Annotated in this window: 26 protein-coding genes and 1 pseudogene; 20 read left to right on the forward strand and 7 right to left on the reverse strand. The window is 66.5% G+C overall.

Going from position 1 to position 24,638, the window contains the following annotated elements:
- The first annotated feature begins 14 nt into the window (after positions 1-14).
- From ACLP4W_RS26565 to ACLP4W_RS26575, 3 genes are all read left to right on the forward strand, one after another.
- Positions 15-1,121 (forward strand): fatty acid desaturase family protein, encoded by a 1,107-nt coding sequence (locus ACLP4W_RS26565; protein ID WP_442390360.1) that lies wholly within the window; start codon positions 15-17, stop codon positions 1,119-1,121.
- Between the two features lie 133 nt (positions 1,122-1,254).
- A complete protein-coding gene (locus tag ACLP4W_RS26570) occupies positions 1,255-1,779 on the forward strand; it encodes an SRPBCC family protein (RefSeq protein ID WP_442390361.1) in 525 nt (174 codons plus the stop codon).
- Positions 1,779-2,822, forward strand: coding sequence for an LLM class flavin-dependent oxidoreductase (locus tag ACLP4W_RS26575; protein WP_442390362.1), 1,044 nt, complete (start codon positions 1,779-1,781; stop codon positions 2,820-2,822). Before ACLP4W_RS26570 ends, ACLP4W_RS26575 begins: the two co-directional genes overlap by 1 nt.
- A gap of 91 nt (positions 2,823-2,913) precedes the next feature.
- On the opposite strand, the gene ACLP4W_RS26580 is transcribed toward ACLP4W_RS26575, so the two are convergent.
- Positions 2,914-4,029, reverse strand: a complete 1,116-nt coding sequence (locus ACLP4W_RS26580) for a DUF1214 domain-containing protein (protein WP_442390363.1) — start codon at positions 4,027-4,029, stop codon at positions 2,914-2,916.
- Positions 4,026-4,601, reverse strand: coding sequence for a TetR/AcrR family transcriptional regulator (locus ACLP4W_RS26585; RefSeq protein ID WP_442390364.1), 576 nt, complete (start codon positions 4,599-4,601; stop codon positions 4,026-4,028). The genes ACLP4W_RS26580 and ACLP4W_RS26585 overlap by 4 nt, the downstream gene beginning before the upstream one ends.
- A gap of 97 nt (positions 4,602-4,698) precedes the next feature.
- Here ACLP4W_RS26585 and ACLP4W_RS26590 point away from each other — a divergent pair, with 97 nt between their 5' ends.
- Complete coding sequence (locus tag ACLP4W_RS26590) at positions 4,699-5,862, forward strand: sulfotransferase family protein (RefSeq protein WP_442390392.1); 1,164 nt, start codon at positions 4,699-4,701, stop codon at positions 5,860-5,862.
- Positions 5,863-5,886: 24 nt separating this feature from the next.
- Positions 5,887-6,009: pseudogene (locus ACLP4W_RS26595) on the forward strand (alpha/beta fold hydrolase); the annotation flags it as partial.
- 48 nt (positions 6,010-6,057) lie between these two features.
- Here ACLP4W_RS26595 and ACLP4W_RS26600 read toward each other — a convergent pair.
- Positions 6,058-6,270, reverse strand: coding sequence for a TOBE domain-containing protein (locus ACLP4W_RS26600; RefSeq protein ID WP_442390365.1), 213 nt, complete (start codon positions 6,268-6,270; stop codon positions 6,058-6,060).
- Between the two features lie 33 nt (positions 6,271-6,303).
- The gene (locus ACLP4W_RS26605; protein WP_442390393.1) at positions 6,304-6,897 is read right to left on the reverse strand and encodes a TetR/AcrR family transcriptional regulator; all 594 of its coding nucleotides are present in this window, start codon (positions 6,895-6,897) and stop codon (positions 6,304-6,306) included.
- 167 nt (positions 6,898-7,064) lie between these two features.
- On the opposite strand from ACLP4W_RS26605, the gene ACLP4W_RS26610 reads away from it, so the two are divergent.
- Positions 7,065-8,402 carry a cytochrome P450 gene (locus ACLP4W_RS26610; protein WP_442390366.1) on the forward strand — a complete coding sequence of 446 codons (1,338 nt, stop codon included), beginning with the start codon at positions 7,065-7,067 and terminating at the stop codon, positions 8,400-8,402.
- A 13-nt stretch (positions 8,403-8,415) separates the two neighbouring features.
- On the opposite strand, the gene msrA is transcribed toward ACLP4W_RS26610, so the two are convergent.
- A complete protein-coding gene (gene msrA / locus ACLP4W_RS26615; RefSeq protein WP_442390367.1) occupies positions 8,416-8,931 on the reverse strand; it encodes a peptide-methionine (S)-S-oxide reductase MsrA in 516 nt (171 codons plus the stop codon).
- 77 nt (positions 8,932-9,008) lie between these two features.
- Between msrA and ACLP4W_RS26620 the strand changes: the two genes are divergently transcribed.
- From ACLP4W_RS26620 to ACLP4W_RS26635, 4 genes are all read left to right on the forward strand, one after another.
- Positions 9,009-9,536: a nuclear transport factor 2 family protein gene (locus ACLP4W_RS26620; RefSeq protein WP_442390368.1), complete on the forward strand. Its 528-nt coding sequence runs from the start codon at positions 9,009-9,011 to the stop codon at positions 9,534-9,536.
- Complete coding sequence (locus ACLP4W_RS26625; protein ID WP_442390369.1) at positions 9,537-10,565, forward strand: NAD-dependent epimerase/dehydratase family protein; 1,029 nt, start codon at positions 9,537-9,539, stop codon at positions 10,563-10,565.
- 19 nt (positions 10,566-10,584) lie between these two features.
- A complete protein-coding gene (locus ACLP4W_RS26630) occupies positions 10,585-11,400 on the forward strand; it encodes a class I SAM-dependent methyltransferase (RefSeq protein WP_442390394.1) in 816 nt (271 codons plus the stop codon).
- 64 nt (positions 11,401-11,464) lie between these two features.
- Positions 11,465-11,845, forward strand: coding sequence for a DUF427 domain-containing protein (locus tag ACLP4W_RS26635; protein WP_442390370.1), 381 nt, complete (start codon positions 11,465-11,467; stop codon positions 11,843-11,845).
- Here the strand turns inward: ACLP4W_RS26635 and ACLP4W_RS26640 are convergent.
- Positions 11,834-12,238, reverse strand: coding sequence for a nuclear transport factor 2 family protein (locus ACLP4W_RS26640; RefSeq protein WP_442390371.1), 405 nt, complete (start codon positions 12,236-12,238; stop codon positions 11,834-11,836). The genes ACLP4W_RS26635 and ACLP4W_RS26640 overlap by 12 nt on opposite strands.
- A gap of 74 nt (positions 12,239-12,312) precedes the next feature.
- Between ACLP4W_RS26640 and ACLP4W_RS26645 the strand changes: the two genes are divergently transcribed.
- Positions 12,313-13,239 (forward strand): DNA-3-methyladenine glycosylase family protein, encoded by a 927-nt coding sequence (locus ACLP4W_RS26645; protein ID WP_442390395.1) that lies wholly within the window; start codon positions 12,313-12,315, stop codon positions 13,237-13,239.
- A 10-nt stretch (positions 13,240-13,249) separates the two neighbouring features.
- Here ACLP4W_RS26645 and ACLP4W_RS26650 read toward each other — a convergent pair whose 3' ends face one another.
- Positions 13,250-14,710 (reverse strand): chloride channel protein, encoded by a 1,461-nt coding sequence (locus ACLP4W_RS26650; protein WP_442390372.1) that lies wholly within the window; start codon positions 14,708-14,710, stop codon positions 13,250-13,252.
- A gap of 121 nt (positions 14,711-14,831) precedes the next feature.
- Here ACLP4W_RS26650 and ACLP4W_RS26655 point away from each other — a divergent pair, with 121 nt between their 5' ends.
- The 9 genes from ACLP4W_RS26655 (at position 14,832) to ACLP4W_RS26695 (ending at position 24,458) form a co-directional block, all read left to right on the forward strand.
- Positions 14,832-15,815 (forward strand): pirin family protein, encoded by a 984-nt coding sequence (locus ACLP4W_RS26655; RefSeq protein ID WP_442390373.1) that lies wholly within the window; start codon positions 14,832-14,834, stop codon positions 15,813-15,815.
- The gene (locus ACLP4W_RS26660) at positions 15,815-16,450 is read left to right on the forward strand and encodes a TetR/AcrR family transcriptional regulator (protein WP_442390374.1); all 636 of its coding nucleotides are present in this window, start codon (positions 15,815-15,817) and stop codon (positions 16,448-16,450) included. The genes ACLP4W_RS26655 and ACLP4W_RS26660 overlap by 1 nt, the downstream gene beginning before the upstream one ends.
- An 84-nt stretch (positions 16,451-16,534) precedes the next feature.
- Positions 16,535-17,503: a class I SAM-dependent methyltransferase gene (locus ACLP4W_RS26665; RefSeq protein WP_442390375.1), complete on the forward strand. Its 969-nt coding sequence runs from the start codon at positions 16,535-16,537 to the stop codon at positions 17,501-17,503.
- A 5-nt stretch (positions 17,504-17,508) separates the two neighbouring features.
- Positions 17,509-18,441, forward strand: coding sequence for a class I SAM-dependent methyltransferase (locus ACLP4W_RS26670; RefSeq protein ID WP_442390396.1), 933 nt, complete (start codon positions 17,509-17,511; stop codon positions 18,439-18,441).
- Positions 18,441-19,367 carry an SAM-dependent methyltransferase gene (locus tag ACLP4W_RS26675; protein ID WP_442390376.1) on the forward strand — a complete coding sequence of 309 codons (927 nt, stop codon included), beginning with the start codon at positions 18,441-18,443 and terminating at the stop codon, positions 19,365-19,367. Before ACLP4W_RS26670 ends, ACLP4W_RS26675 begins: the two co-directional genes overlap by 1 nt.
- A gap of 75 nt (positions 19,368-19,442) precedes the next feature.
- Positions 19,443-21,008: an LCP family protein gene (locus ACLP4W_RS26680; RefSeq protein WP_442390377.1), complete on the forward strand. Its 1,566-nt coding sequence runs from the start codon at positions 19,443-19,445 to the stop codon at positions 21,006-21,008.
- Between the two features lie 118 nt (positions 21,009-21,126).
- Positions 21,127-22,572: an aldehyde dehydrogenase family protein gene (locus ACLP4W_RS26685; RefSeq protein ID WP_442390397.1), complete on the forward strand. Its 1,446-nt coding sequence runs from the start codon at positions 21,127-21,129 to the stop codon at positions 22,570-22,572.
- A gap of 51 nt (positions 22,573-22,623) precedes the next feature.
- Entirely contained in the window at positions 22,624-23,484 is an 861-nt protein-coding gene (locus ACLP4W_RS26690) for an SDR family oxidoreductase (protein WP_442390378.1), read from the forward strand.
- A gap of 5 nt (positions 23,485-23,489) precedes the next feature.
- A complete protein-coding gene (locus tag ACLP4W_RS26695; RefSeq protein ID WP_442390379.1) occupies positions 23,490-24,458 on the forward strand; it encodes an NADPH:quinone oxidoreductase family protein in 969 nt (322 codons plus the stop codon).
- The last annotated feature ends 180 nt before the right edge of the window (positions 24,459-24,638 follow it).

Raw genomic sequence — 24,638 nt, forward strand, 5'->3', positions numbered from 1 at the left:
TTGGAGGAAAAGCTATGTCACAGAACAAGATCACCCTCACACCCGAGCAGGCCGACGCATTCGGCCGCGAACTCGACGCCATCAAAGAACGGGTAATGGCGGACCTCGGCGAGGAAGACGCCGACTACATCCGCCGCGTCATCAAAGCCCAGCGCGCGCTGGAAGTCGGCGGCCGCGGACTGCTCTACCTGCCGCCGGCCTGGCTGTTGGGCACCGCGATGCTGGGCCTGTCGAAAATCCTGGACAATATGGAGATCGGCCACAACGTCATGCACGGCCAGTACGACTGGATGCGCGATCCGGCAATCTCCGGTCGCACGTTCGAGTGGGACACGGCTTGCCCGGCCGATCAATGGCGGCATTCACACAACTACCTGCACCACACCCACACCAACATCGTGGGCATGGACCGCGACATCGGCTACGGGATCCTGCGGATGAGCGAAGACCAGCCCTGGGAGCCGTACTTCATCGGCAACCCGCTCTACGCGTTTTTGCTGATGGTGTTGTTTCAGTACGGCGTCGCGCTGCACGAGCTGGAAACCGAGCGCATTCGCTCTGGGGAGATCAGGGTGGCCGACAAGCTTGAGGTACTCCGGGCGATCTGGAAGAAGACGCGCCGGCAGACCCTCAAGGACTACGTCGCCTTCCCGTTGCTGGCCGGGCCGCTCGCCCCATTCGTCGTCGCGGGCAACCTCTCGGCCAACCTGATGCGCAACGTGTGGTCGTACATGATCATCTTCTGCGGTCACTTCCCCGACGGCACCCTGGAATTCACCGTCGAGGAAACCAAGGACGAGTCCCGCGGGCAGTGGTACTTCCGCCAAGTCCTCGGGTCGGCGAATCTCACCGGTGGCAAGGTCTTTCACCTGTTGTCCGGCAACCTGTCGCACCAGATCGAACACCACCTGTTTCCGGACATGCCGGCCCGCCGGTATGCCGAGATCGCGCCCGAAGTGCAAGAGATCTGCGAGCGCTACGGCATCCCCTACAACCGCGGCCCGCTGCTGCGACAGTTCGGCACCGTCGTCCGCAAGATCGCCAGGCTGACCTTCCCGGACTCGCTGCTGCGGAAACCATGGGCCGATAAGTCGGCCGATCGAGTGCCGGCCGCCGCATGAGCCTGCGCTGACGGCGCCGAGCCTGCGCGCGGCGTGCGTCTCCTCGAGGTCGGATAGCACTGGACGCAGTCTCGATGTATGACCTCGAATCCCTACTAAGCCGGGGCAGACGCGACGGGACCGGCGGGGGACAATGGGGTGCGTGGAATGGACCGGCGCACGCTATGCGGATACCCCAACGGTGGAGGCCTCGACGTGGATCGACGCCGATCCCGAGCGGGTCTGGAGTCTGGTCTCGGACATCAAGCTGATGCCGACCCTCAGCAACGAGCTGCAATCGGTGGAGTGGGCCGAGGGCGCCGATGGGCCCCGGATCGGCGCTCGCTTCGTCGGTCACAACGAACACCAGGCGTTCGGCCAATGGAGCACCAGCTCGCAGATAGTCGCCTACGACGAGCCGCGCGAATTCGCCTGGGCGGTAGGCGAACCCGATAACCCCGCGGCGACCTGGCGATTCCGGCTGACGCCACGAGACGGCGGAACCTCCCTGAACTACTGGATGCAGATGGGACCGGGACGGTCGGGGTTGTCGGTGGCGATCGAGGCGATGCCCGACAAGGAACAAAAGATCGTGTTCGTGCGGCTGCGGGAGTTCGAGGCCGCGATCGGCAAGACCCTGGCGGCCATCAAGAGGCTGGCTGAACATGGGGTGCGTTGATGCGGACCGCGACGACGGTCGAGTTGTCCGGCGCCGCCGATGACGTCGTCACCCTCGTCGTCGAGGCGGAAAAGCTGGGTCTCGACGTCTGTTGGGTCGCCGAGGCATGGGGTTCGGACGCGCCGTCGGCGCTGGGTTACCTAGCGGCGCGGACCGAGCGGATGCTGCTCGGCTCCGGCGTGCTGCAGGTCGGAACCCGCTCGCCCGTCCTGGTCGCCCAGACGGCGATCACGCTATCCAATCTGTCGAACGGGCGGTTCCTGCTCGGGCTGGGCGCGTCGGGTCCACAGGTGATCGAGGGCCTGCACGGTGTCTCGTTCAGCCGACCGCTGGCACGCATCTCCGAAACCGTCGACATCGTGCGGCAGGTGTTCGCGGGAGGAAAAATCTCCTACTCCGGCAAAGAATTTCAGATCCCTCGCCCCGGCGGTGAGGCGGTACCGATGCGGTTGTCGACCCGGCCCGAGCACACCATCCCGATCTACCTGGCCACGCTGTCCCCGGCGATGCTGCGGTTGACCGGACGGGTCGCCGACGGCTGGCTGGGTACCAGCTTTGTTCCGGAAGGTGCCGGCGGCGCCTACTTCGCCCACCTCGACGACGGGCTGGCGGAGGCTGGTCGCACCCGCGCCGATATCGACGTCTGTCAGGGCGCCGAAGTCGCGTTCGCCTCCGACGAAGACGAGTTGCGCAGCATGGTTGCCGGACGCAAAAAGGAGCTCGCCTTCAGCCTCGGTGGCATGGGATCGTCGAGCACCAACTTCTACAACCGGGCCTACAGCCGGCAGGGTTGGGCCAATGTTGCCGCCGAGGTGCGGGGGCGCTGGCAGCGGGGTGACCGCGAGGGCGCGGCCGGGCTGGTGACCGACGACATGGTGCTGGCCACCACGCTCGTCGGGACCGAGGAGATGGTCCGCTCACGGCTTGCGGTCTGGCGCGACGCTGGGGTGAACACCGTGCGGCTGTATCCCGCCGGCGACACGCTGGACGCCAAGCTCGCCACCCTGGGCCGGGCCATCGAGCTGGTGCGCGAGGTTGGCTGACCGGTCTGAGCGGCCCGAGTGTGGGGCTTATGCACGAATTCACGACGGTTTCCGTGCATAGGGCCCACACTCGGCGGCCCGACTCGCGGTGCTAGTACACGTCCGTCGGCGCGTCCGAGATCTTCACCAGTTTCACCTCGGGCCGCGGCGGCACGCCGTCGGGGAGGAACCACCGGAAGGCGAGGTTGCCGCGCGGATAGTCCAGCGTCGTCAGCGAATTCGGGTGGGCCGTCATCCCGCGGGACAAGACGATCGTCACGGAGCCGTCGCCGTTGGGCACGGCGCTGTGGCCGTTGATGGAGCAACGGGCATCGGGACCCTCAGAGGCACCGTAGGTGGCCATGAATTGGTTCCACACCACCAGGTTCCAGAACCTGCACGACGGAGGCGTATGCGTGATCACCAGCGCCTCGTCGTCGTCGAGCACGAAACTGCCGTAGGAATAGCACGCATCGCGCGCCGACCAGCCGAAGTTGGCGTCGGGGACCTGGTAGGGATCCGCGAATTGATTTGCGGCGTGTGCGGTCTCGTGCCCGAGCGCGTGCTTATCGTCGATCCGTTTCCCGACGGCCAGCGGCACGATGGCGAACATGGTGCGCAACCAGGTGGCGGTCGCCCGCAGACTTGCGGCGGTCTCGGTGTCGCCGTGTCGTATCGGGTCCGGCTCGTCGAGCGCCTCGATGCGCCAGACGATCGGGCGGCCGGTCAGCGGGTCGGCCTGGTAGTCACGGGTCATCAGCACGGCGGCGTCGGGCGTCGCAGGGAATTCGAAGCAGAAGTTGCCGTCGGCATCGACGTCGAGGTCGGTGTCCCGGACGATCGCGACGACGCGGTCCGACCACGCGCCGGGCGATGGTTCGTTGTAGGCGGTCACCGAGAAGTACACGCTGTCGCCCCTGTTGCCGCTGATGCGGTAGCGCCGCTTCGGATCGACCGGGCACATGAAGTAATAGGCGTCGGTGTTGTCGCCGCCCCACCGGCGGTCGCGCCGGAACGGCGCGTTCACCGCGACGAACTGCGGCCGGCCGGGCTCGGGGAACAGATAGGCGTCGAACGCCACGCCCAGCGTGGCGGCGAGCATGCGGTAGCCGTCGGCGATGTGCCGGTCGTCGGTGACCGCACGGTCGCCCTCGAGGAAACAGCGGTCGAGTTCCCCGATGGTCGCGAGCAGCTCTCGCCAGGCGGCCGTCGACTCGTGCTCGGTCATGCGCTGATTCCTTTCAGGAGCAACGTGGTGGTGCGGTCGACCCACGCATCGTCGAGTTCGGCGACGCGGGTGAGTAGGCCGAGCAGCGTGATGCCGGCCAGGGCTTCCGTTAGTTCGGCGGCGGTCACGTCGGCCCGGACGTCGCCCCGCGCCGCGGCTCTTTGCAGCAACTCAGCGAGCCCACCGCCGATGATGTCGGCGAACCGCTCCAAGAGCGCCGAATGCAGGGTCGGATCAGCCGCCATCTCGCCGACCAGCCCTGGCAGCGCCGCGCGGGCGGCCGGTGTCGTCAGGAAAGCCATTGTGCGGCGCACCATTTCGCGGAGGTCCTCGGGCAGCGACCCGGTATCGGGAATGGCCGTCGCGGCACCGATCGGGAACACCGCCTCGTGCACGAGGTGCGCTTTGCTCGGCCAGCGCCGGTAGATCGCGGGCTTGCTGGTGCCGGCCCGCTCGGCGATGGCGGAGACCAGGAGCCCGGGATAACCGGTTTCGGCGAGGAGTTCCACCGTCGCGCTAAGCACCGCGGCGTCGATACGTGGGTCACGGGGCCGGCCAAAATCAACTACCATTACGTAACTCAGAGTAACATAAGTCGCCGTGACTCTCGTTCGCCTTGACGACCTGGCCGAGCCGCGGTTCAGCGCGGAGGCGCAGCAGCTCCTCGACATGATGGCCACGATGGCGCCCAGCTGTCCGTTGGATGCCGACGCGCTGCACGCGCACGCCAGTGCCGACACGGGCCTGCATGATTTCGGCGCGCAGGACTACCGCGAGCGACTCGACGTCTACCTCGCCGCGCTGCGTGAAATCGACGGGCTGCACCCGGCCGGAGTGGTCAACTTCTATGGGCAACTACTGCAATTGCTCAAGAACCGGCTCCTGTTCACCGACCTGCTAAGCCGGCATCCCGAGATCGACGACATCGAACTGCCACCACCGGTGGTGATCGCCGGCCTGCCCCGCACCGGCACCACCCACCTGCACAACCTGCTGGCGGCGCCGCCGACCTTCCGCAGCATGCCGTACTGGGAAAGCGTCGAGCCGTTTCCGTTGCCGCAGGAGGCCGGGGTCGAACCGGATCCACGTCGGATGCGGATGGAGGTCGCGGTCGGGTTGATCAACACCGTGATGCCCTATTTCCCACTGATGCACGAGATGACCACCGATCACGTCCACGAGGAAATCCAGCTGCTCGCCAACGACTTTTCGACGATGCTGTTCGAGACCCTCGCCGACGTGCCCCGCTGGCGCGACTACTACCAGGCCCACGACCAGACGCCCCACTACGAATATCTCGCCGGGCAGCTCAAGGCGATGCAGTTTCTGCGCGGCGCGCGGCGCTGGCTGCTCAAGTCACCCCAGCATCTCGAGCAGGTGCCGGTTTTGGATCGGGTTTTCCCGGGCAGTATCGTCGTGTTCACACATCGCGACCCGGTGCCGGTGGCGCTGTCGATGATCGCGATGATCACCTACTCCGCCCGGATGCACCGCTCGCCGGTGCCGGTGAAACGGATCGCGGATTACTGGATCGACCGGCTCGAGCGGATGCTCAACGCACTCGTCCGCGACCGTGACACCGTCGGTCCGGACCGTTCGATCGACATCCGCTTCGACGGCTTCATGGCCGACGAACCCGGGGTTGCCGAGAAGGTATACGCGCTGGCCGGTGAACCGTTCACCGACCAAGTGCGCGCGGCGATCACCGGCTACCTGGCGGGCCATCAGCGCGGCCGACTGGGGAATGTCGAAACGTCGTACGAGATGTTCGGGCTGAAGGCGGACGATCTGCGGGCGCGCTTCGCGCCCTATGTCGAGAGGTTCCTGAATTAGGCAGGCTCCACTACCTTTTCAAACATGGTCACTATGCCCGCCCTGGACGGTGTGGAACACAGGTATGTGGATCTCGGCGTCGGCGTCACCATCCACGTCGCCGACGCGGGACCCGCCGACGGCCCGGCGGTGATGCTGGTGCACGGTGATTTTCGGCGTGTCGTGTGCGTAGTGCAAGTGTCGCGGCAGGCGCGCTCACTCGACGCCGATGGTGACTTCCGTGGACTTGATGAACACCGTCGCGGGCTGTCCGACTTTGAGGCCGAGGTCCGACGCGGCGTCCTTGGTGACCGACGACGTGACGATCTGATCGCCGCCGTCGAGCTTCACTTTCACGATTGCCATCACGGCGCCGAGATCGACCTCGGTGATCGTTCCTTTGAGCTGGTTCCGAGTCGATAGCCGCATCGCACTCCTCCGTGTCTAGGGTCTGCGATGAGCCTAGTGTCGAGGGCCCAGCAGGGCTACGGATGCGTCCACCGCCGGCTCGACGACGTCTCGGACGGCCCTGCCGTCTTCGACGGCCAACGCGGTCAGTTCACGCAGACCACCCACCAAGATCACGGCCAGCGGTGCGGTGAGCGGCGGCAGCCCGGCACGCCGAAACCCCGGGCTGGCGCTGAGGTCGATCAGCAAGTTGGACAACAACTGCAACCCGCGGCGCTGGACGGGAAGAGCGACGGCGCCGTGCGACGGGAGTTCACGAATCCAGCTCAGCGTGATGGCCCGCCGCGACTCGATGTATCCGACGTAGGCCTCGACCGCCTGACGAATCTGCCGCTGCCAATCGGCTTCGGGATCGACCGCTGCGGCGATGCTCTCGCCGAGCTTCTCGATGTCGGTGCGTAGCAGCTCCAGGAAGCACTCTTCCTTGCTGGCGAACTGGTCGTAGAACGTGCGCTTGGACGTGCGCGCGTGCCGCACGATGTCGGCGACCGTGCTGGCGCGGTAGCCGCGCTCGCCGATCGAGGTGGCGAGGCCGCCGAGCAGCCTGAGCCGAAACGGCTCCGGTTCGGCCAGTGGGTCGCCGAGCACCGCGTCGCCAGCGGTTGGCGTCAGCGCTGATGTCAAGGCCGGCACCCCCTTTGGTTAATACGACACCCTTGTCAGGTTTGGTACTACAGAGTACCGTACCCCCAAAGGTCTGCGGTACACGGTCGTACCACCCCCGACCCGGGGCAGATAATGGGAGCATTACCGCCATGAGCGAAGTAGTCACCGCCCCACCGGCGCCCCCTGCGGTGCGGATGCCTCCGGAGGCGCGCGTCCCCAAGCTGGTCCAGGGTCTCGCCTTCGCGACGGCTCGACGCTCGCTGATGCAACGCATGGTGCGCCGGCACGGGAACGCCTTCACGCTGAACCTCCCGGTCTTTGGCCGCGTCGCCGTGGTCACCGATCCGCAACTGGCCAGGCAGGTGTTCACCACCAGCCCCGAGGAGCTCGGCAACATCCAGCCCAACCTGAGCCGGCTGCTGGGCTCCGGCTCGGTGTTCGCGCTCGAGGGCGAAGATCACCGCCGGCGGCGACGGCTGTTGGCGCCGCCGTTCCACGGCAAGAGCATGAAGAACTACGAGGGCATCATCGAAGAAGAGACCCTCCGCGAGATCGCCGGCTGGCCTGAGGGCAAGCCTTTCGCGACCTTGTCGTCGATGATGCGGATCACCCTCAACGCCATCCTCCGTGCCGTCTTCGGGGCCCAAGGCGCCGAACTCGACGAGCTGCGCCGGATCATCCCGCCGTGGGTCACCCTGGGCTCGCGTTTGGCGGCGTTGCCGAAACCCAAACGGGACTATGGCCGCTTCAGCCCGTTCGGACGGCTCGACGAGTGGCGGCGCCAGTACGACGTCGTCGTCGACACGCTGATCGACGCGGAGCTGGCGGATCCGAACTTCGCCGATCGCACCGACGTGCTCGCGCTGATGCTGCGCAGCACTTACGACGATGGTTCGGCCATGTCGCGCAAGGACATTGGTGATGAGCTACTCACGCTGCTGGCCGCCGGGCACGAAACGACCGCCGCCACGCTGGGGTGGGCGTTCGAGCGGCTGAGCCGGCACCCCGATGTGCTTGCGGCGTTGGTCGAGGAGGCCGACAGCGCCGGTGAGGATGGCGGCAACGAGCTGCGCCAGGCGACGATCCTGGAGGTGCAGCGCGCCAGGACGGTCATCGATTTCGCCGCTCGCCACGTCTATCCACCGGTCTTCCAACTCGGCGAATGGGTGATTCCGCAAGGGGATTCGATCCTCGTTTGCATCTCGCAGATACACCGCAATGCCGACGTTTTCCCCGACCCGGAGCGCTTCGATCCGCAACGGTACGTAGGAGCCAAACCGCCGGCTTTCGCGTGGATCCCGTTCGGCGGCGGCACCCGCCGGTGTGTGGGGGCTGCGTTCGCCAACATGGAGATGGACGTGGTGCTTCGAACGGTGTTGCGCCACTTCACCATCGAGACCACGACGGCGCCGGGAGAGCGAGCGCACTGCCGGGGTGTCGCGTTCACCCCGAAGGACGGCGGTCGCGTGGTGGTGCGCCGGCGCTGACGGGCGCGGCCCGTTATTGGTTGGCGGTGGCCCGGCGGGGCAACTTCCAGCCGGGGCGCACGTAGTGACAGGTGTAGCCGTTGGGGTAATGCTCCAGGTAGTCCTGATGCTCGGGCTCGGCCTCCCAGAACTCACCGGCGGGGCTGACCTCCGTCACCACCTTGCCCGGCCACAGGCCGGACGCGTCGACGTCCGCAATCGTGTCCAGCGCGATTCGCTTCTGCTCGTCGTCGAGGTAGAAGATGGCCGACCGATAGCTGGCCCCGAGGTCGTTGCCCTGCCGGTTCTTCGTTGTGGGGTCGTGGATCTGGAAGAAGAACTCGAGCAGCGTGCGGTATTCGGTGAGCGACGGGTCATAGACGATTTCGATGGCCTCGGCATGCGTGCCGTGATTGCGGTAGGTCGCGTGCGGCACGTCGCCGCCGGTGTAACCGACGCGGGTCGACACCACGCCGGGCAGTTTGCGGATCAGGTCCTGCATGCCCCAGAAACAGCCGCCGGCGAGTATCGCTTTCTGCGTGGTGGTCATAGCTTGTCCTCCTAACGGACACAACGATGCCCAGGCTACACTCCGCCGATGACGTGTAACGGCGCGAAGAAGCCCGTGTGAATACCCCCTTTTCCGGCCCCCTTTCCCGCCCCACGTTCTCCCGTGACGAACTGTCAACCGCCTTCGCGAAGTTCGAGGAGACGGTCGCCCGGGCGGCCGAAACACGAGATTGGGAGGCGTGGGTCGCCCAGTACACGCCGGACGTCGAGTACATCGAGCACGCGGCGGGAACCATGCGGGGCCGCGATCAGGTGCGCGAGTGGATTCAGCGAACGATGTCAACCTTCCCGGGCAGCCACATGGTCGCGTTCCCGTCGTTGTGGTCGGTCATCGACGAGTCCACCGGGCGGATCATCTGCGAACTGGACAACCCGATGACCGACCCCGGTGACGGGACCGTCATCAGCGCGACGAACATCTCCATCGTCACCTACGCCGGCAACGGTCAATGGTGCCGTCAGGAAGACATTTACAACCCCCTGCGCTTCCTGCGGGCCGGGATGAAATGGTGCCGAAAGGCCCAGGCCCTGGGCACGCTCGACGAAGACGCCGCGCGATGGATGCAGCAATACGGAGGATCGTAAGTGAGCACCAAACCGAAACTGGTTATCGGCGCCAACGGCTTTTTGGGTTCGCATGTGACCCGTCAGCTGGTCGCCGACGGCGAAGAAGTGCGGGCGATGGTGCGGCCGACCGCCAATACCCGCGCCATCGATGACCTCGAGCTCACCCGGTTCCACGGCGACGTCTTCGATACCGCCACCTTGCGTGAGGCGATGGACGGTGTCGATGACGTCTACTACTGCGTCGTCGACACCCGCGCATGGCTGCGCGACCCGTCGCCGCTGTTCCGCACCAACGTCGAGGGCCTGCGCAACGTTCTCGACGTCGCCGTCAAAGAGCCCGACCTGCACAGGTTCATCTTCACCAGCACCTACGCGACGGTGGGCCGGCGACACGGGCACGTGGCGACCGAAGACGACGTCATCGTCGGCTCCCGCGGGCTGAGCACCTATGTCCAATCCCGGGTTCAGGCCGAGGATTTGGTGATGCGCTACGTGGCCGAGGCCGGATTGCCCGCCATCGCGATGTGCGTCTCAACGACTTACGGCAGCGGCGACTGGGGCCGCACCCCGCACGGTGCCTTCATCGCCGGCGCGGTCTTCGGCAAGCTGCCCTTCATCATGGACGGCATCCAGCTGGAGGTCGTCGGCGTCGACGATGCCGCCCGGGCCATGATCCTCGCCGCCGAGCGGGGCCGCGTCGGCGAGCGGTACCTCATCTCCGAACGGATGATCGCGCTGAAGGAGGTCGTGCGGATCGCGGCCGACGAGGCAGGCGTACCGGCGCCGCGACGCTCGATTTCGGTACCGATGCTGTTCGCGCTCGGCGCGCTGGGCAGCCTGAGGGCCCGGCTCACCGGCAAGGACGCCGAACTCAGCCTGGCATCGGTGCGCATGATGCGCGCCGAAGCCCGCGTTGACCACAGCAAGGCCGTCCGCGAATTGGGTTGGCAGCCACGCCCGGTCGAGGAATCCATCCGCGAGGCCGCTCGGTTCTGGGCCGCGATGCGCACCGTCAGGAAGAACAGCACCCCCGCCCAGGCCGAATAGGCTCGGCTACGTGGAACGCATCCGGGTCGACCTCCACGGACCGCCGCAAACCATGCTGGCGACGTTGTACGCCAAGGCCCTGGACGCCGACTTCCCGGATCCGATTCTGGGCGATCGCTACGCCAAGGAGATCGACGAGCGGATCGACTACGACTGGACGAAGACGGCGATCGCGGCGCGCAATTCGCAGTCGGTGACGATCCGAACGGCGCACTTCGACATCTGGGTTCGCCAATTTCTTGCCGCGCATTCCAGCGCCGTCGTCCTGGACGTAGGTTGCGGCCTGGACAGCCGGTATTTGAGGCTCCAACCGAGTCCGCAGGTCGAGTGGTATGACGTCGACTACCCCGAGGTCGCCGAGCTGCGCACCCGCCTGTACCCCGCCGCGGACCACTACCATGTGGTGGCCGCGTCGGTGACCGATCCGGCCTGGCTGGCGGAGACACCCGACGACCGGCCCACGCTGATGATCGCCGAGGGCCTGACCATGTACCTGAGCGAAAAGGACGGCATTGCGCTACTGCGACGGATCGTCGATCGCTTCCGGTCCGGCGAGTTGCAGTTCGACGCGTTCAACCGGTTCGCCATCAGGTCGCAGTGGATCAACACGGTGGTGCGCCGAACCGGATCGACGTTGCGCTGGGGCATCGACGGGCCCGGTGAGATCCTCGAGGCCGTGCCCGGTACCCGGCTGCTGTCCTGGCTGCGGTGGCTCGAATCGGACACCCTCCAGCGGCTGTCACCCGTCTACCAAGTGACGGGCCGGGTCATGTCGGTGGTTCCGGCCCTGGCCGGGATGTCCCAGTACCACCGCTACGCATTCGGTCCGGCCTGATCGGGAAGCGTTGAGCGCCGGCTTGCGTTGCACTCGGCATCTGCGTCTCTAGGAGGTACCGACCATGAGCCACCCGGAAATCAAAGAACCCAGCGCCGGGCACCCGATCACCATCGAGCCGACGAGGGGACGGGTACAGGTTCGCGTCAACGGCGAGCTCGTCGCGGACACAACCGCGGCGTTGGAATTGCGCGAGGCCACTTTGCCTGCGGTGCAATACATTCCGCTGGGCGATGTGGTTCAGGACCGGCTGACCCGCACGGACACCGGTACGCACTGCCCCTTCAAGGGTGACGCCAGCTACTACAGCGTGACGACCTCGGCCGGCGATATCGTCGACGACGTGATCTGGACCTATGAGCAGCCCTATCCGGCCGTGGCTGCGATCGCCGGGCACGTCGCCTTCTACCCGAACAAAGCCGAGATCAGCGTCTCACCCCAATAGGGCGTCCGCGGGAAGCACGGCCGCCTGCGCCCGGGTGTCACTGTATTCGCGCATCGAGACGATGAGCCCGTCGCGCGTCTCGAAGATGCAGACGAACGGGCTGTCATACGGGACACCCTCGATGGTGGCACCGGTGGCGTTCGCCTCCACGACCACCGTGTCCCCTTCGATGATGGAGCGCCGCAGATCGATGGTGAGGTACAGGACCGGTCTGCGTCGCTCGAGCGCTTGACGCAGCGTCGCTTTGTCGAAGGAAACACCGGTGAACAGGCTCCAGTAGGTGAAGTCGTCGCTGAGCAGCGTGAAGCCCTCGTCCAGGTCACCGTCTGCGGTCATGCTCTGCAGGAACATCCAGGCCAGTTCGGCCTGCGGGGCATCGAACGGCGTCATCACACCGCAATATTGTCTTGGCAGGTAGTTCGCGGTCAATCGGCGCGGTCCGTTGAACCGGTTCGGTGGCCCTGGAAATGGAAAGTTATCGGGTGAAGAGCGCGCGCACGGTCACGTTCCCCGGGGCGGGAGCCTTCGGGAACACCTTGGCGCCACTGCGCCGAGGGCCCCGGGACCCGTGCTTTCAGGTTCCCGGGGACGGCACCATCTGGCGCACCAGCCTGCTGCCTTCCGGACCCGTCGCGGCCCTCATCAGCCGCGCGGCTCCCGACGCCGCCCATTGCGTGGCGTGGGGCAGCGGTGCGCCGGAGTTCGTCGAGATGCTGCCCGCGTTGCTGGGCGTCGACGACGACGCCTCGGACTTCGTGCCGCGGGACCCGACGGTCGCCGCCGCGCACCGACGGGTTCCGCACCTGCGGCTGGGCCGCACCGGACTGGTGCTGGAAGCCCTGATCCCGGCGGTCATCGAGCAGCGCGTGCCCGGCGCCGACGCTTTTTGGTCGTGGCGTGTGCTGGTGTCCAAGTACGGGACGCCGGCGCCCAGACCGGCGCCGGCCGGGATGCGGGTGCCGCCGTCGGCCGAGGCGTGGCGGAACATCCCGTCGTGGGAGTTTCATCGCGCCAACGTCGACCCGAGGCGGGCTCAGACCGTGGTGAGTTGTGCGCGGCGGGCGACCTCGCTGGAACGGCTGGTATCGCGGGCGGCGGCGCAGGCGCGCGAAGCGTTGACGTCGCTGCCGGGCGTGGGGGAGTGGACCGCCGCCGAGACCGCGCAACGGGCGTTCGGCGACGCCGATGCCGTATCGGTGGGCGACTACCACATCCCAAAGATGATCGGTTGGACGCTGCTGGGCCACCCGGTCGATGACGCGGTGATGCTCGAGCTGCTCGAACCGATGCGACCGCACCGCCACCGGGTGGTTCGGCTGCTCGAAGCCAGCGGACTGGCTTACGAACCGCGACGGGGGGCCCGGCTGCCGGTGCAGCGGATCAGCCGGCTTTAGCCCGCCTGTCTCACCCTTCGAACGGGCCCGGAGGGGCTTCGGACGCCTCACGTTCGCGCTCGGCCGCGGCGGTTTCGCGATCGAGCCGCTGCGCCTCGTAGATGGTGACGTTGGTGCGGGCGATCAGCAGCGCTGCAATCCCTACGGAGAGAATCGCACCCGGCACCACCGAGAACGATCCGGTCATCTCCGCGACCATGATCATGACCGCCAGTGGCGCACGCGCGACGCTGCCGAAGCACGTCATCATTCCCACGACGACAAAAACGCCGGGCTCGTGGGGTACTCCGGGCAGGCCGGAAAGCTCGCCCAGCCGCCAGATGGCGGCTCCCACGAACGCGCCGATGACGATGCCGGGCCCGAACAGTCCGCCCGACCCGCCGGTGCCGATCGACAATGAGGTGGCGACGATCTTGGCGATCGGCAGGACGATGATGATCCACAGCGGGATCGCCATCAGCGATCCGCGGTCTGCCGCCAGCTGCGCCCAGCCGTAGCCGCTGCTCAGGATCTGCGGGATCAGCAGTCCGAGGAGGCCGACCAGCAGTCCGCCCAGCGCCGGCTTGAGCACCGGCCCGCCCGGCAGCCGGTGGGTGAGCCGCACCGTGGCGTGGAAGGTCCGGGCGTACAGGTAACCGATCGCGGCCGCGACCACACCGATCACCACGAACCACAGCAGCGGCCAGGCCTTTTCGAAGCGATACTCGGCGTCGATGTAGCCGAACAGGGGATCAAAGCCCAGGAAAGCCCCGAGCACCGCGTACGCGGTCCCCGAGGTGATGAAACCGGGCAGCAGGCAGCGATAGTCAAAATCGTCCCGATAGGGGATCGAAGCGGCCAGCACCGCCCCACCCAGCGGCGCGGCGAAGATCGCGCCGATGCCCGCGCCGATGCCCAGCGCCACCGCGATCCGCCCGTCCTCGTCGGACAGGTTCAACCGTCGGGTGAGCAAAGACGAGAAGCCGGCCGAGATTTGCGCCGTGGGGCCTTCGCGCCCGGCCGAACCGCCCGAGCCTATCGTCAGCGCGCTGGCCACGATCTTCACCAGCACCACCCGGAAGCGGATGGCGCGGGGATCGCTGTGCACCGCCTCGATGGCTTCGTCGGTGCCGTGGCCGGTGGCTTCCGGGGCGAGCTTGGCCACGATCAATGCCGACAGCAGCGCTCCGCCCGTCGTCACCAACGGAATCGCCCACGCACGGTGAAAGCCGGTGGACCCGTGGCCGCCGCCCTCCCCGACGGGTTCGGGGATGTGGTAGCCCGCCAGGTAGCCGAGCAGAAACTCGCCGGTGTATTTCAGCGCGAGATAGAAGACGACGGCTCCGAGGCCGGCGACGACACCGATCGTTACGCCCAGCAGCAACCACTTTTGCAGGTAGCCCGATTTCCTGATCGTCGCCCCGAACCGGCCGCCGGCCGCTGAAGCCGGGGCCACCGGGGGCTGGGGTTCGCCATCCGTCGACCTGCTCACGACGCGGGCCTGAGTCGCGACGGCGGCGGCGGTCCCCCAAGCACCAGGCCATCCTATGACACCGGGGAATAACCGGACCGTGGTCCGGTTATAGGAGTAGTTGCCAATTAAGGAGGTAAACATGCCTGCTGTTACCGCAGACACGCTTACGTTGCCGCGGGTGAGCCCCGCCGGTCCCAACGACACCGAGCGGCCGGTCCGATCGATCACCACGGGCCCGCGAGGCTACGAGGGCGAGGGCTTTCCGGTGGTTCGCGCGTTCGCGGGGGTCAGCACCGCCGCCCTGGATCCCTTTGTGCACATGGACCAGATGGGTGAGGTGGAGTACCAGCCGGGCGAGCCCAGGGGCACCGATTGGCATCCGCACCGCGGCTTCGAAACGGTCACCTACATGATCGACGGCAAGTTCGCGCATCAGGATTCCCACGGCGGCGGCGGCCTGATCACCGACGGCGCGACGCAATGGATGACGGCCGGTTCGGGCATCTTGCACATCGAGACCCCGCCCGCCGAACTGGTCGAAAGCGGCGGAATTTTCCACGGCATCCAGTTGTGGGTGAACCTGCCGAAGAAAGACAAGTTCGCACCGCCTCGATACCAGGCCATCGAAGGCGGCGACGCCAAGTTGCTCGCGTCCGACGACGGCGGGGCGCTGGTCCGCATCATCGCCGGTGAGATCGACGGTCACCGTGGACCCGGGGTCACCCACACGCCGATCACGCTGGCGCATGCCACAATCGAAAATGGTGCTCGGCTTGACATTCCGTGGCGGCGCGATTTCAACGCGCTGGTGTATGTGCTGTCCGGAAGCGGATATGTCGGTCCGGTCGCTCACCCGATTCGCTCACGTCAGTTGGCCGTGCTCGGGCCCGGCGATCGGATCACCGTGGGTGCCCGTCGGACCCGGGATTCGTCGCTTGGGGCGATGGATGTGCTGATTCTGGGCGGGCAGCCGATTCGCGAGCCCGTGTTCCATTACGGACCTTTCGTGATGAACACCCGCGCGGAATTGATCGAGGCGCTGCAGGACTACCAGGCCGGAAAGTTTGGCAGTATTCCGCCGAACGCGTTAATGCCGCATCACGGCGGTGGCACACTTGAATAATGCCGCCAACGGCGAGTCGCCGGCCGGGCCGTCCGCCCGCGGCGAAGGCAGACCACACGCGTAAGCGCATCTTGCACGCGGCACGTCAGGTTTTCGGCGAGCGTGGTTATGACGGAGCGACTTTCCAGGCGATCGCGGTCCGCGCCGACCTGACCAGGCCGGCGATCAACCACTACTTCTCCAGCAAACGGGTGCTGTATCGGGAAGTGGAGGACCAAACCAACGAGCTGGTCATGGCGGCCGGCGTCGCACAGGCCCGGTGCGAGAGCACCCTGATGGGGCGGCTGACGGCGTTCATCTCTGCCGCGATGCGTGCGAACGCCGAAAATCCTTCCGCATCGGCATTTTTGATTACGGCCGTGCTGGAATCGCAGCGGCATCCGGAATTGAAGCGAACCGAAAACGATGCGGTGCGAACCAGCAGAGAATTCCTGACGCGGGTCGTCGATGACGCGATCGAGCGGGGCGAGATCGCCCCCGACGTCGATGCCTGCGCGTTGGTCGAGACGCTGCTGGTCGTGCTCTGCGGCGTCGGTTTCTATGCCGGGTATCTGCGGAGCTACCAAGAGATGGAGGCCGTCACCGAGATGCTGCGGCAGTTACTCGAAGGCGCGCTCTGGCGGCCCCGGGCCTAACCCGTCCGGGGTCGGTCTGCGGCCAGTGACGTGGCGCACAAAGCGCATAGTTTGCCTAACTTACTCAGGTAGCATGGTCCCGCTATGACTGATCTGGACGCCTCGTTACCGCCCTCAGTTCGGACCGCCGGCGACAGCTGGACGATCACCGAACTCGTCGGCGCCACCGCGCTGGGGGTCGCGGCGTCGCGCGCGGTGGAAACGGCCGGATCCAAACCGCTGATTCGTGACGATTTCGCCCGATTACTGGTGTCCTCGGCAGGTCCGGCGTGGGCTCGGCTGACCGATCCCGAGCTGGCCTGGCTCGACGGCGATGAGCACGGGCAACGGGTGCATCGGCTCGGCGTGGACTACCAGGCGGTGCGCACTCACTTCTTCGACGAGTACTTCGGCAACGCCGTCGGCGCCGGGATCCGGCAAGTGGTGATCCTGGCCGCGGGCCTGGACTCCCGCGCCTACCGCCTGAATTGGCCGGCTGATACCGCGGTCTACGAGATCGACCAGCCCAAGGTGCTGGAATACAAGACCGCCATTCTGGAATCCCACGGCGCGGTCCCCGCCGCCCGGCGGCGCCCGGTCCCGGTGGACCTGCGCGACGATTGGCCGGCGGCACTGGCGGCCGCGGGCTTCGATCGCACCAAGCCGACCGCGTGGCTGGCCGAGGGCCTGCTGCCCTACCTGCCGAGCGACGCTCAAGACCGGCTCTTCGAGATGTTCTCCGCCCTCAGCGCGCCGGGCAGTCAGGTTGCCATCGAGGTCTTCGGCATGAACTCGAGGGGCAACACGCAGCGCTGGCGGCGGATGCGGGAGCGACTCGGTCTGGACGTCAACGTCGAAGCGTTGACCTACCACGAGCCCGACCGCTCGGACGCCGCCGGGTGGCTGGCCGAGCACGGCTGGCAGGTACACGGCGTGAACAACCGCGACGAGATGGCCCGGCTGGGCCGCCCGGTGCCCGAAGATCTGGCCGACGAGGCCGTGCGCAGCACGTTGCTGCGGGCGCGTCTCGGCGGACCGTCAAACGAAGTATTGATTCAAGGAGCAACGCGATGAGCTCACTGCGCACCCACGACGACACCTGGGACATCAAGACCAGCGTCGGCACCACCGCGGTGATGGTGGCCGCGGCCCGCGCCGTCGAAACCGAGCGGCCCGACGCGCTCATTCGCGACCCCTACGCCAAGCTTCTGGTCACCAGCTCCGGGGCCGGTGTTCTGTGGGAGGCCATGCTCGATCCGGAGATCGCGGCCAAGATAGAGGACCTCGACGAGGAATCCGCGGCCCATCTCCACCACATGCGCGGCTACCAAGCGGTGCGGACGAACTTCTTCGACACCTTCTTCACCGATGCCGTCGCCGACGGGATCCGGCAGGTGGTGATTCTGGCGTCGGGGCTGGACTCCCGCGCCTACCGCCTGGACTGGCCGGCCGGAACGACGGTGTTCGAGATCGACCAGCCCCAGGTCTTGGCGTACAAGTCCACGACGTTGGCCGAAAACGGCGTGACGCCCTCGGCCGATCGCCGTGAGGTGGCCATCGACCTGCGTCAGGACTGGCCGGCCGCGCTGCGTGCTGCCGGCTTTGACCCGTCGGCGCGCACCGCGTGGCTGGCCGAGGGCCTGTTGATGTACCTGCCCGCCGAGGCCCAGGACCGGTTGTTCACCCTGATCGGCGAGCTGAGCCAGCCCGGAAGCCGGGTCTCGGCCGAGACCGCACCCAACCACGCCGACGAGCGGCGACAGCAGATGCGCGAGCGGTTCAAGAAGGTGGCGGACGAGATCGGTTTTGAGCAGACCGTCGACGTCGGGGAGCTGATGTATCGCGGCGACGACCGCGCGGACGTCGCGGACTGGCTCAACGAACACGGCTGGCGCGCCAAAGCGCAGCACTCAATCGACGAGATGCGCCGGCTGGACCGCTGGATCGAGAATGTCCCGCTGGCCGACGACAAGGACGCGTTCTCCGACTTTGTGATCGCGGAGCGGCTGTAATGGCGCGCACCGCGGACGACTCCTGGGACATCGCAACCAGCGTCGGCGCGACCGCGGTGATGGTGGCGCTGGCCCGTGCCGCCGAGACCGCCAGCGCCGCCCCGCTGATCCGGGATCAGTTCGCCGAGCCCCTGGTGTCGACGCCGGAGCTCGAGGGAGTCCGCGAGCAGGTGCACGCCTGGTGGGCTTCGGAGCCCGATGACGATGACCCCGACTCCAGGGTCGACTCCCAGCAGATGATCAACTACCAGGCGGTGCGCACCCATTTCTTCGATGCGTACTTCGCCGACGCGGTTGCCGGCGGTATCCGCCAGGTCGTGATTCTGGCTGCGGGTCTGGACTCGCGCGCTTACCGGTTGGACTGGCCGGCCGGCACCATCGTCTACGAGATCGACCTGCCCAAAGTCCTGCAATACAAAACCGAGACGCTGGCCAGCCATGGCGCCGCCCCCATCGCCGACCGGCGAGCCGTGCCCGTCGACCTGCGCCACGATTGGCCACAAGCGTTGCACGACAATGGTTTTGACGCGAACAAGCCGACCGCGTGGCTGGCCGAAGGTCTGTTGCCGTTCCTGCCGGCGGCGGCGCAGGAAGCGCTGTTCGCCTCGGTCGACACGCTGAGCGGGTCGGGCAGCCGGGTGGCCGTGGAAAACTTCGGGGTGGTCCCAGAGAAGCGCCGAGAGGCCGAGGAGAGGTGGGCCAGGCTCAAGGCCAAGCGGGAGGCCCGCGGCCAGGACACCTCATTCAACCCGTTCGACCTGTGGTTTGAGGACGGGGACCGCCCCGACAGCGGGGAATGGTTCGCCGCGCACGGCTGGGCCACCCGCACGGTCGGCGCTCGCGACGAGGCGGCGCGATTGGGCCGCGAGCCGACTTCGGATGATCGGCCGTTTGCGAACAGCTTTGTGACGGCGGCCAAGCCCTAGCGCCGCATTTGCCTGTGGCTCGCTGTTGCGCTTACCCGGAATTCGCCGGGTGGTCGGGAACAATGGTGAGTCGTTATGAGCAGCTATGGATCTGGTGAACCGCGCCGCCTGGTGGTGTTGAAGGGGCGGCTTATTGCCAGCCTGGCTTCGGCTTTCGTGATGGCCATTACCGGCGTCGGGTGGACGGGCTACCACACGGCACTGGGCAAGATCATCATTTCCCACGCGCTACCGAATGTACTCACCCCGGCCGGCGCCGACCAAAACATTCTCCTGATGGGCCTCGACAGTCGCTTGGATCAGAATGGTCAGCCGCTGCCCAAGGAGATGTATGAGGCGCTGCACGCCGGCGATGAAACCTCCGGCGGCTACAACGCCAATGTGTTGATCCTCGTGCACATTTCGGGTGGTGACGGACCCATCAGCGCGGTGTCGATTCCCCGCGACGACTACGTGGAGTTGCCCGGCTGCCCGGGATCGGTGTGCAAGGGCAAGGTCAAGCAGGCATACGGGCTGGCGTATCAGCAGGCCTTGAATGCCCAGGCCAGCGGCAATTGGGACGGTGCGGGCGTGACGGATCTGGCCGCTCGCGAGCAGACCGCCCGCGAGGCCGGTCGCAAGGCCGAAATCGGAACCGTGAACGAATTGTTGGGTGTCTCGGTCGATCATTTCGTCGAGGTCACGTTGGGCGCATTCTTCCAAATCGCGAAGCTCGTGGAGCCGATCACGGTGTGCCTCAACGGAGACACGGTGGACAGCTATTCGGGTGCGGAATTCCACCAAGGTGTGCAGCGGATCGATGCCGCGCAGGCGATGGCCTTCGTGCGGCAGCGGCGCGATGAAAGCGACGGTTCATTCACCGATTTTGACCGGACGCGGCGGCAGCAGGCTTTCCTGGTGTCGCTGTTCAAAGCGGTTCAGCGCGGCGGCGTGCTATCCAACCTTGGCGCGCTGCGCAAATTGCTTCAGGTGGCCCACGACAATATCGCCGTCGACGCCGGGTTGGACCTTGGCGGTTTCGCGGCCCGGGCGTCACAGCTGACCGACAGACCGCTGTCGTTCTACACGCTGCCGATCTCCGATTTCGGCCGGGATGCGAATGGGTCCGACGTCAACCTCGTCGATGTTCCGACCATCCGGCGGATCGTTCAGGAGCGCTTCTCCTCGGACACACCGGCCGCGCCCGACGCCGAGCCGGCAACCACCCAGCCGCCGCCCCCGTTGGCTGAACCCGCGATCCTTGACGTCGTCAACGCCACGTCACGCGACGGACTGGCCGCCGCGATCGAGGACGCGTTCGCCGGGCATGGCTTTACCCGAGGCAGCGCCACCACCGCCGCGGCCCCCGCGGATGACAGCGTCATCGAATACGGCCCCGGTGGCTCCCAAGGTGCGCAAACGTTGGCCGATCGGCTGCGGCTGCCCGCGACCGCGAACGACGCCCTGTCGCGCGGAACCGTTCGGCTGACCGTGGGAACGCGGTTCCCCGCGGGCGACTACCTCGCCCATCCCGGTGCCACGGTCGACGGGTCGGGGTCCGGACAGGTGACCGCCGTGGCCGCCACCGGCACCGGTGCTCGTGCGCCCGCACCGACCGACCTGAGCCAGCTGACCGCGACGAGCATCCCCTGCGTCAAGTAGCGGGTTGAACCCGGGCGGATCCTTCCTAACTGCTCTCCCAACCGGATGGTTAGGATCGCGGTTATCACCGATGAGCGGCCGCCCGCAATACAGCGAGCAGCTCTGCTCGGGAAGGACAATGATGACCACCGAATCGGTTGCACCGAAATCATCGGAATCCACAAACGGCGCCCCGCCGGAGTCTGGGGCAGCTGCGCAGGTCGATATCGCTGCTACGGTGGCCCGGGTCCGCCAGACCTTCGCCACCGGGCGCACCCGCGACATCGAGTGGCGCAAGCAGCAGTTGCTGCAGCTGCAAAAGTTGATGGAGGAGAATGAGGCCGCGATTTCCGCCGCCCTCGCCGAAGACCTCGACCGCAACCGGTTCGAGGCATACATAGCCGACATCGCCACCACCGCCGGCGAAGCGAAGTACGCGGCCAAGCGGGTGGCCAAGTGGACTCGCCGCAAATACCGGCTGCTCGAGGCGGCGCAGCTGCCCGGCCGCGGTTGGGTGGAGTACGAGCCCTACGGCACGGTGCTGATCATCGGCGCCTGGAATTACCCGTTCTACCTGACGCTGGGTCCGGCAGTCGGGGCGATCGCCGCCGGAAATGCCGTAGTGCTCAAGCCCTCGGAAATCGCGGCGGCGTCCTCACACCTGATGGCCGAGCTGGTGCCCCGCTATCTGGACAACGATGCGATCGTGGTGATCGAAGGCGACGGCGCGGTCAGTCAGGAGCTGATTGCGCAGGGCTTCGACCGGCTGATGTTCACCGGCGGCACCGAGATCGGCCGCAAGGTCTACGAAGGCGCGGCCCCGCATCTGACCCCGGTCACGCTGGAGCTGGGCGGTAAGAGCCCGGTGATCGTCGCCGCCGACGCCGATGTGGATGTCGCGGCCAAGCGGATCGCCTGGATCAAGTTGCTCAACGCCGGCCAGACGTGCGTCGCACCCGACTACGTGCTGGCCGACGCGAAGATCCGCGACGAACTGGTGAACAAGATCGGCGCAGCCATCACCAAGTTCCGCTCGAAGGAACAAAACGGAATGCGGATCGTTAACCAGCGCCAATTCGACCGGCTCAGCGGTTACCTTTCCAGCTCGGACGGCAAGGTCACCGTCGGGGGCGGCTGCGATGCGTCGAACCTGCGAATCCAGCCGACGGTCGTCGTCGACCCCGACCCGGACGGGCCGCTGATGCGCAACGAGATCTTCGGCCCGATCCTGCCGGTGGTCACCGTCGGATCCCTGGACGAGGCAATACGCTTCGTGAACTCGCGGCCCAAGCCGTTGTCGGCGTATCTGTTCACCAAGTCGCGCGACACCCGCGAGCGGGTCATCAAAGAGGTACCGGCCGGCGGCATGCTGGTCAACCATCTCGCCTTCCAGGTGTCAACGGCCAAGCTGCCATTCGGCGGGGTCGGCGCGTCGGGCATGGGTGCCTACCACGGCAAGTGGGGCTTCGAGGAGTTCAGCCACCGCAAGTCGGTGCTGACCAAACCGACCCGGCCCGACCTATCGAGCTTCACCTACCCGCCCTACACCGAGCGGGCCTTGAAGCTGGCTCGCAGGCTGTTCTGACAATCGGCCCAATTCCCTAAAAGCTAGACCTAAGAGCTAGAGAGGAACCTGATGCCCGGAGTGCAGGATCGTGTCATCGTCGTCACCGGAGCCGGAGGGGGGCTGGGCCGCGAATACGCCCTTACCCTCGCCCGGGAGGGCGCCAGCGTCGTCGTCAATGACCTCGGCGGAGCCCGCGACGGCACGGGCGCCGGATCGGCGATGGCCGACCACGTGGTCGCGGAGATTCGCGACGCGGGTGGCCGCGCGGCCGCCAACTACGACAGTGTCGCCACCGAAGAAGGCGCGGCCAACATCGTCAAGACCGCGCTCGACGAGTTCGGCGCCGTGCACGGTGTGGTGAGCAATGCCGGGATCCTGCGCGACGGCACCTTCCACAAGATGTCGTTCGAGAACTGGGACGCCGTGCTCAAGGTGCATCTTTACGGCGGGTACAACATCATCCGCGCCGCGTGGCCGCATTTCCGTGAGCAGAGTTACGGCCGGGTCGTCGTCGCCACTTCCACTAGCGGGCTGTTCGGCAACTTCGGCCAGACCAACTATGGGGCGGCCAAGCTCGGCCTGGTCGGCATGATCAACACGCTGGCTCTGGAGGGAGCCAAGTACAACATCCACTCCAACGCGGTCGCGCCGATCGCGGCCACCAGGATGACTCAGGACATTATGCCGCCCGAGGTGCTGGAGAAGCTCACGCCGGAGTTCGTCGCGCCGGTGGTGTCCTACCTGTGCATGGAGGAATGCCCCGACAACGCATCGGTTTTCGTCGTCGGTGGCGGCAAGGTACAGCGCGTCGCGCTGTTCCAGAACGACGGCGTCAACTTCGACAAGCCGCCGTCGGTGCAGGATGTCGCCGCGCACTGGAACGAGATCACCGACCTGACCGGAGCGCAAAAAGCTGGATTCAAGCTGTAGGGGCCATGAAAGCCTGTGTGGTACAAGAGCTGTCCGGTCCGGACGGCATGGTGTACACCGATATCGACGACGTCAGCGGCGACGGCAACAACGTCGTCATCGACGTTCGGGCCGCCGGGGTTTGCTTTCCGGACCTGCTGCTGAGCAAGGGCGAGTACCAACTGAAATTGCCGCCGCCGTTCGTGCCGGGCATGGAAGCCGCGGGCGTGGTGCGTTCGGCGCCGGCAGGCTCGGGTTTCCATGTGGGCGAGCGGGTTTCGGCGTTCGGGATCCTGGGCGGCTATGCCGAACAGGTGGCCGTTCCGGTGCCCAACGTGATCCGCAGTCCCGCGGAACTCGATGACGCCGAAGCGGTTTCGTTATTGGTGAATTACAACACCATGTATTTCGCCCTGGCCCGTCGCGCCGCGATGCGGCCGGGCGACACGGTACTGGTCCTCGGTGCTGCAGGCGGGGTGGGCACGGCGGCGATCCAGGTCGCCAGGGCAATGGGCGCCAGCAAGGTGATAGGCGTGGTGCACCGGGAGACCGCGGCTGACTTTGTCTCTTCCGTGGGCGCCGACCTGGTGGTGCCGCTGTCCGACGGCTGGGCGGAGCGGGTACGTGAGTACACCCACGGTCGGGGCGTGGACATCGTCGTCGATCCCATCGGCGGCCCGGCCTTCGACGACGCGATACGCGTCCTGGCAATCGACGGCAAGCTGCTGGTGATCGGCTTCGCCGCGGGCGGCATCCCCACCCTGAAGGTCAACCGGCTGCTGCTGCGCAACGTCAGCGTGATAGGCGTCGCGTGGGGCGAGTACCTCAACAAGGTCCCGGGTTCGGCGGCCCTGTTCTCCTGGGGGCTGGGCCAATTGGTTTTCTTGGGGTTGAGACCGCCTCCGCCGCAACGCTATCCGTTGTCGGAGGGCCAGGCCGCTTTGCGGAGCCTGGCCGACGGCGGCGTGCTCGGGAAGCTCGTGCTCGAGCCTTAGGAATCTACAGCGACACCGTCCCGGGCGGCGCCGGTGTCGTATCCGCGATGTCGTCAATGATCTGTGTGGCTGCATGCTCGAAGACTCGGGCTTCGAACCCGCCGAAGAGCGTGAACAATGCCGTGTCCGCAGCATGGCTTCTTCGACTGCCCCAATGTGTACCACCAGAGGCGTTCAGCC

Origin of the sequence: Mycobacterium sp. (assembly GCF_052145595.1) — a bacterium.
Classification (GTDB): Bacteria; Actinomycetota; Actinomycetes; order Mycobacteriales; family Mycobacteriaceae; genus Mycobacterium.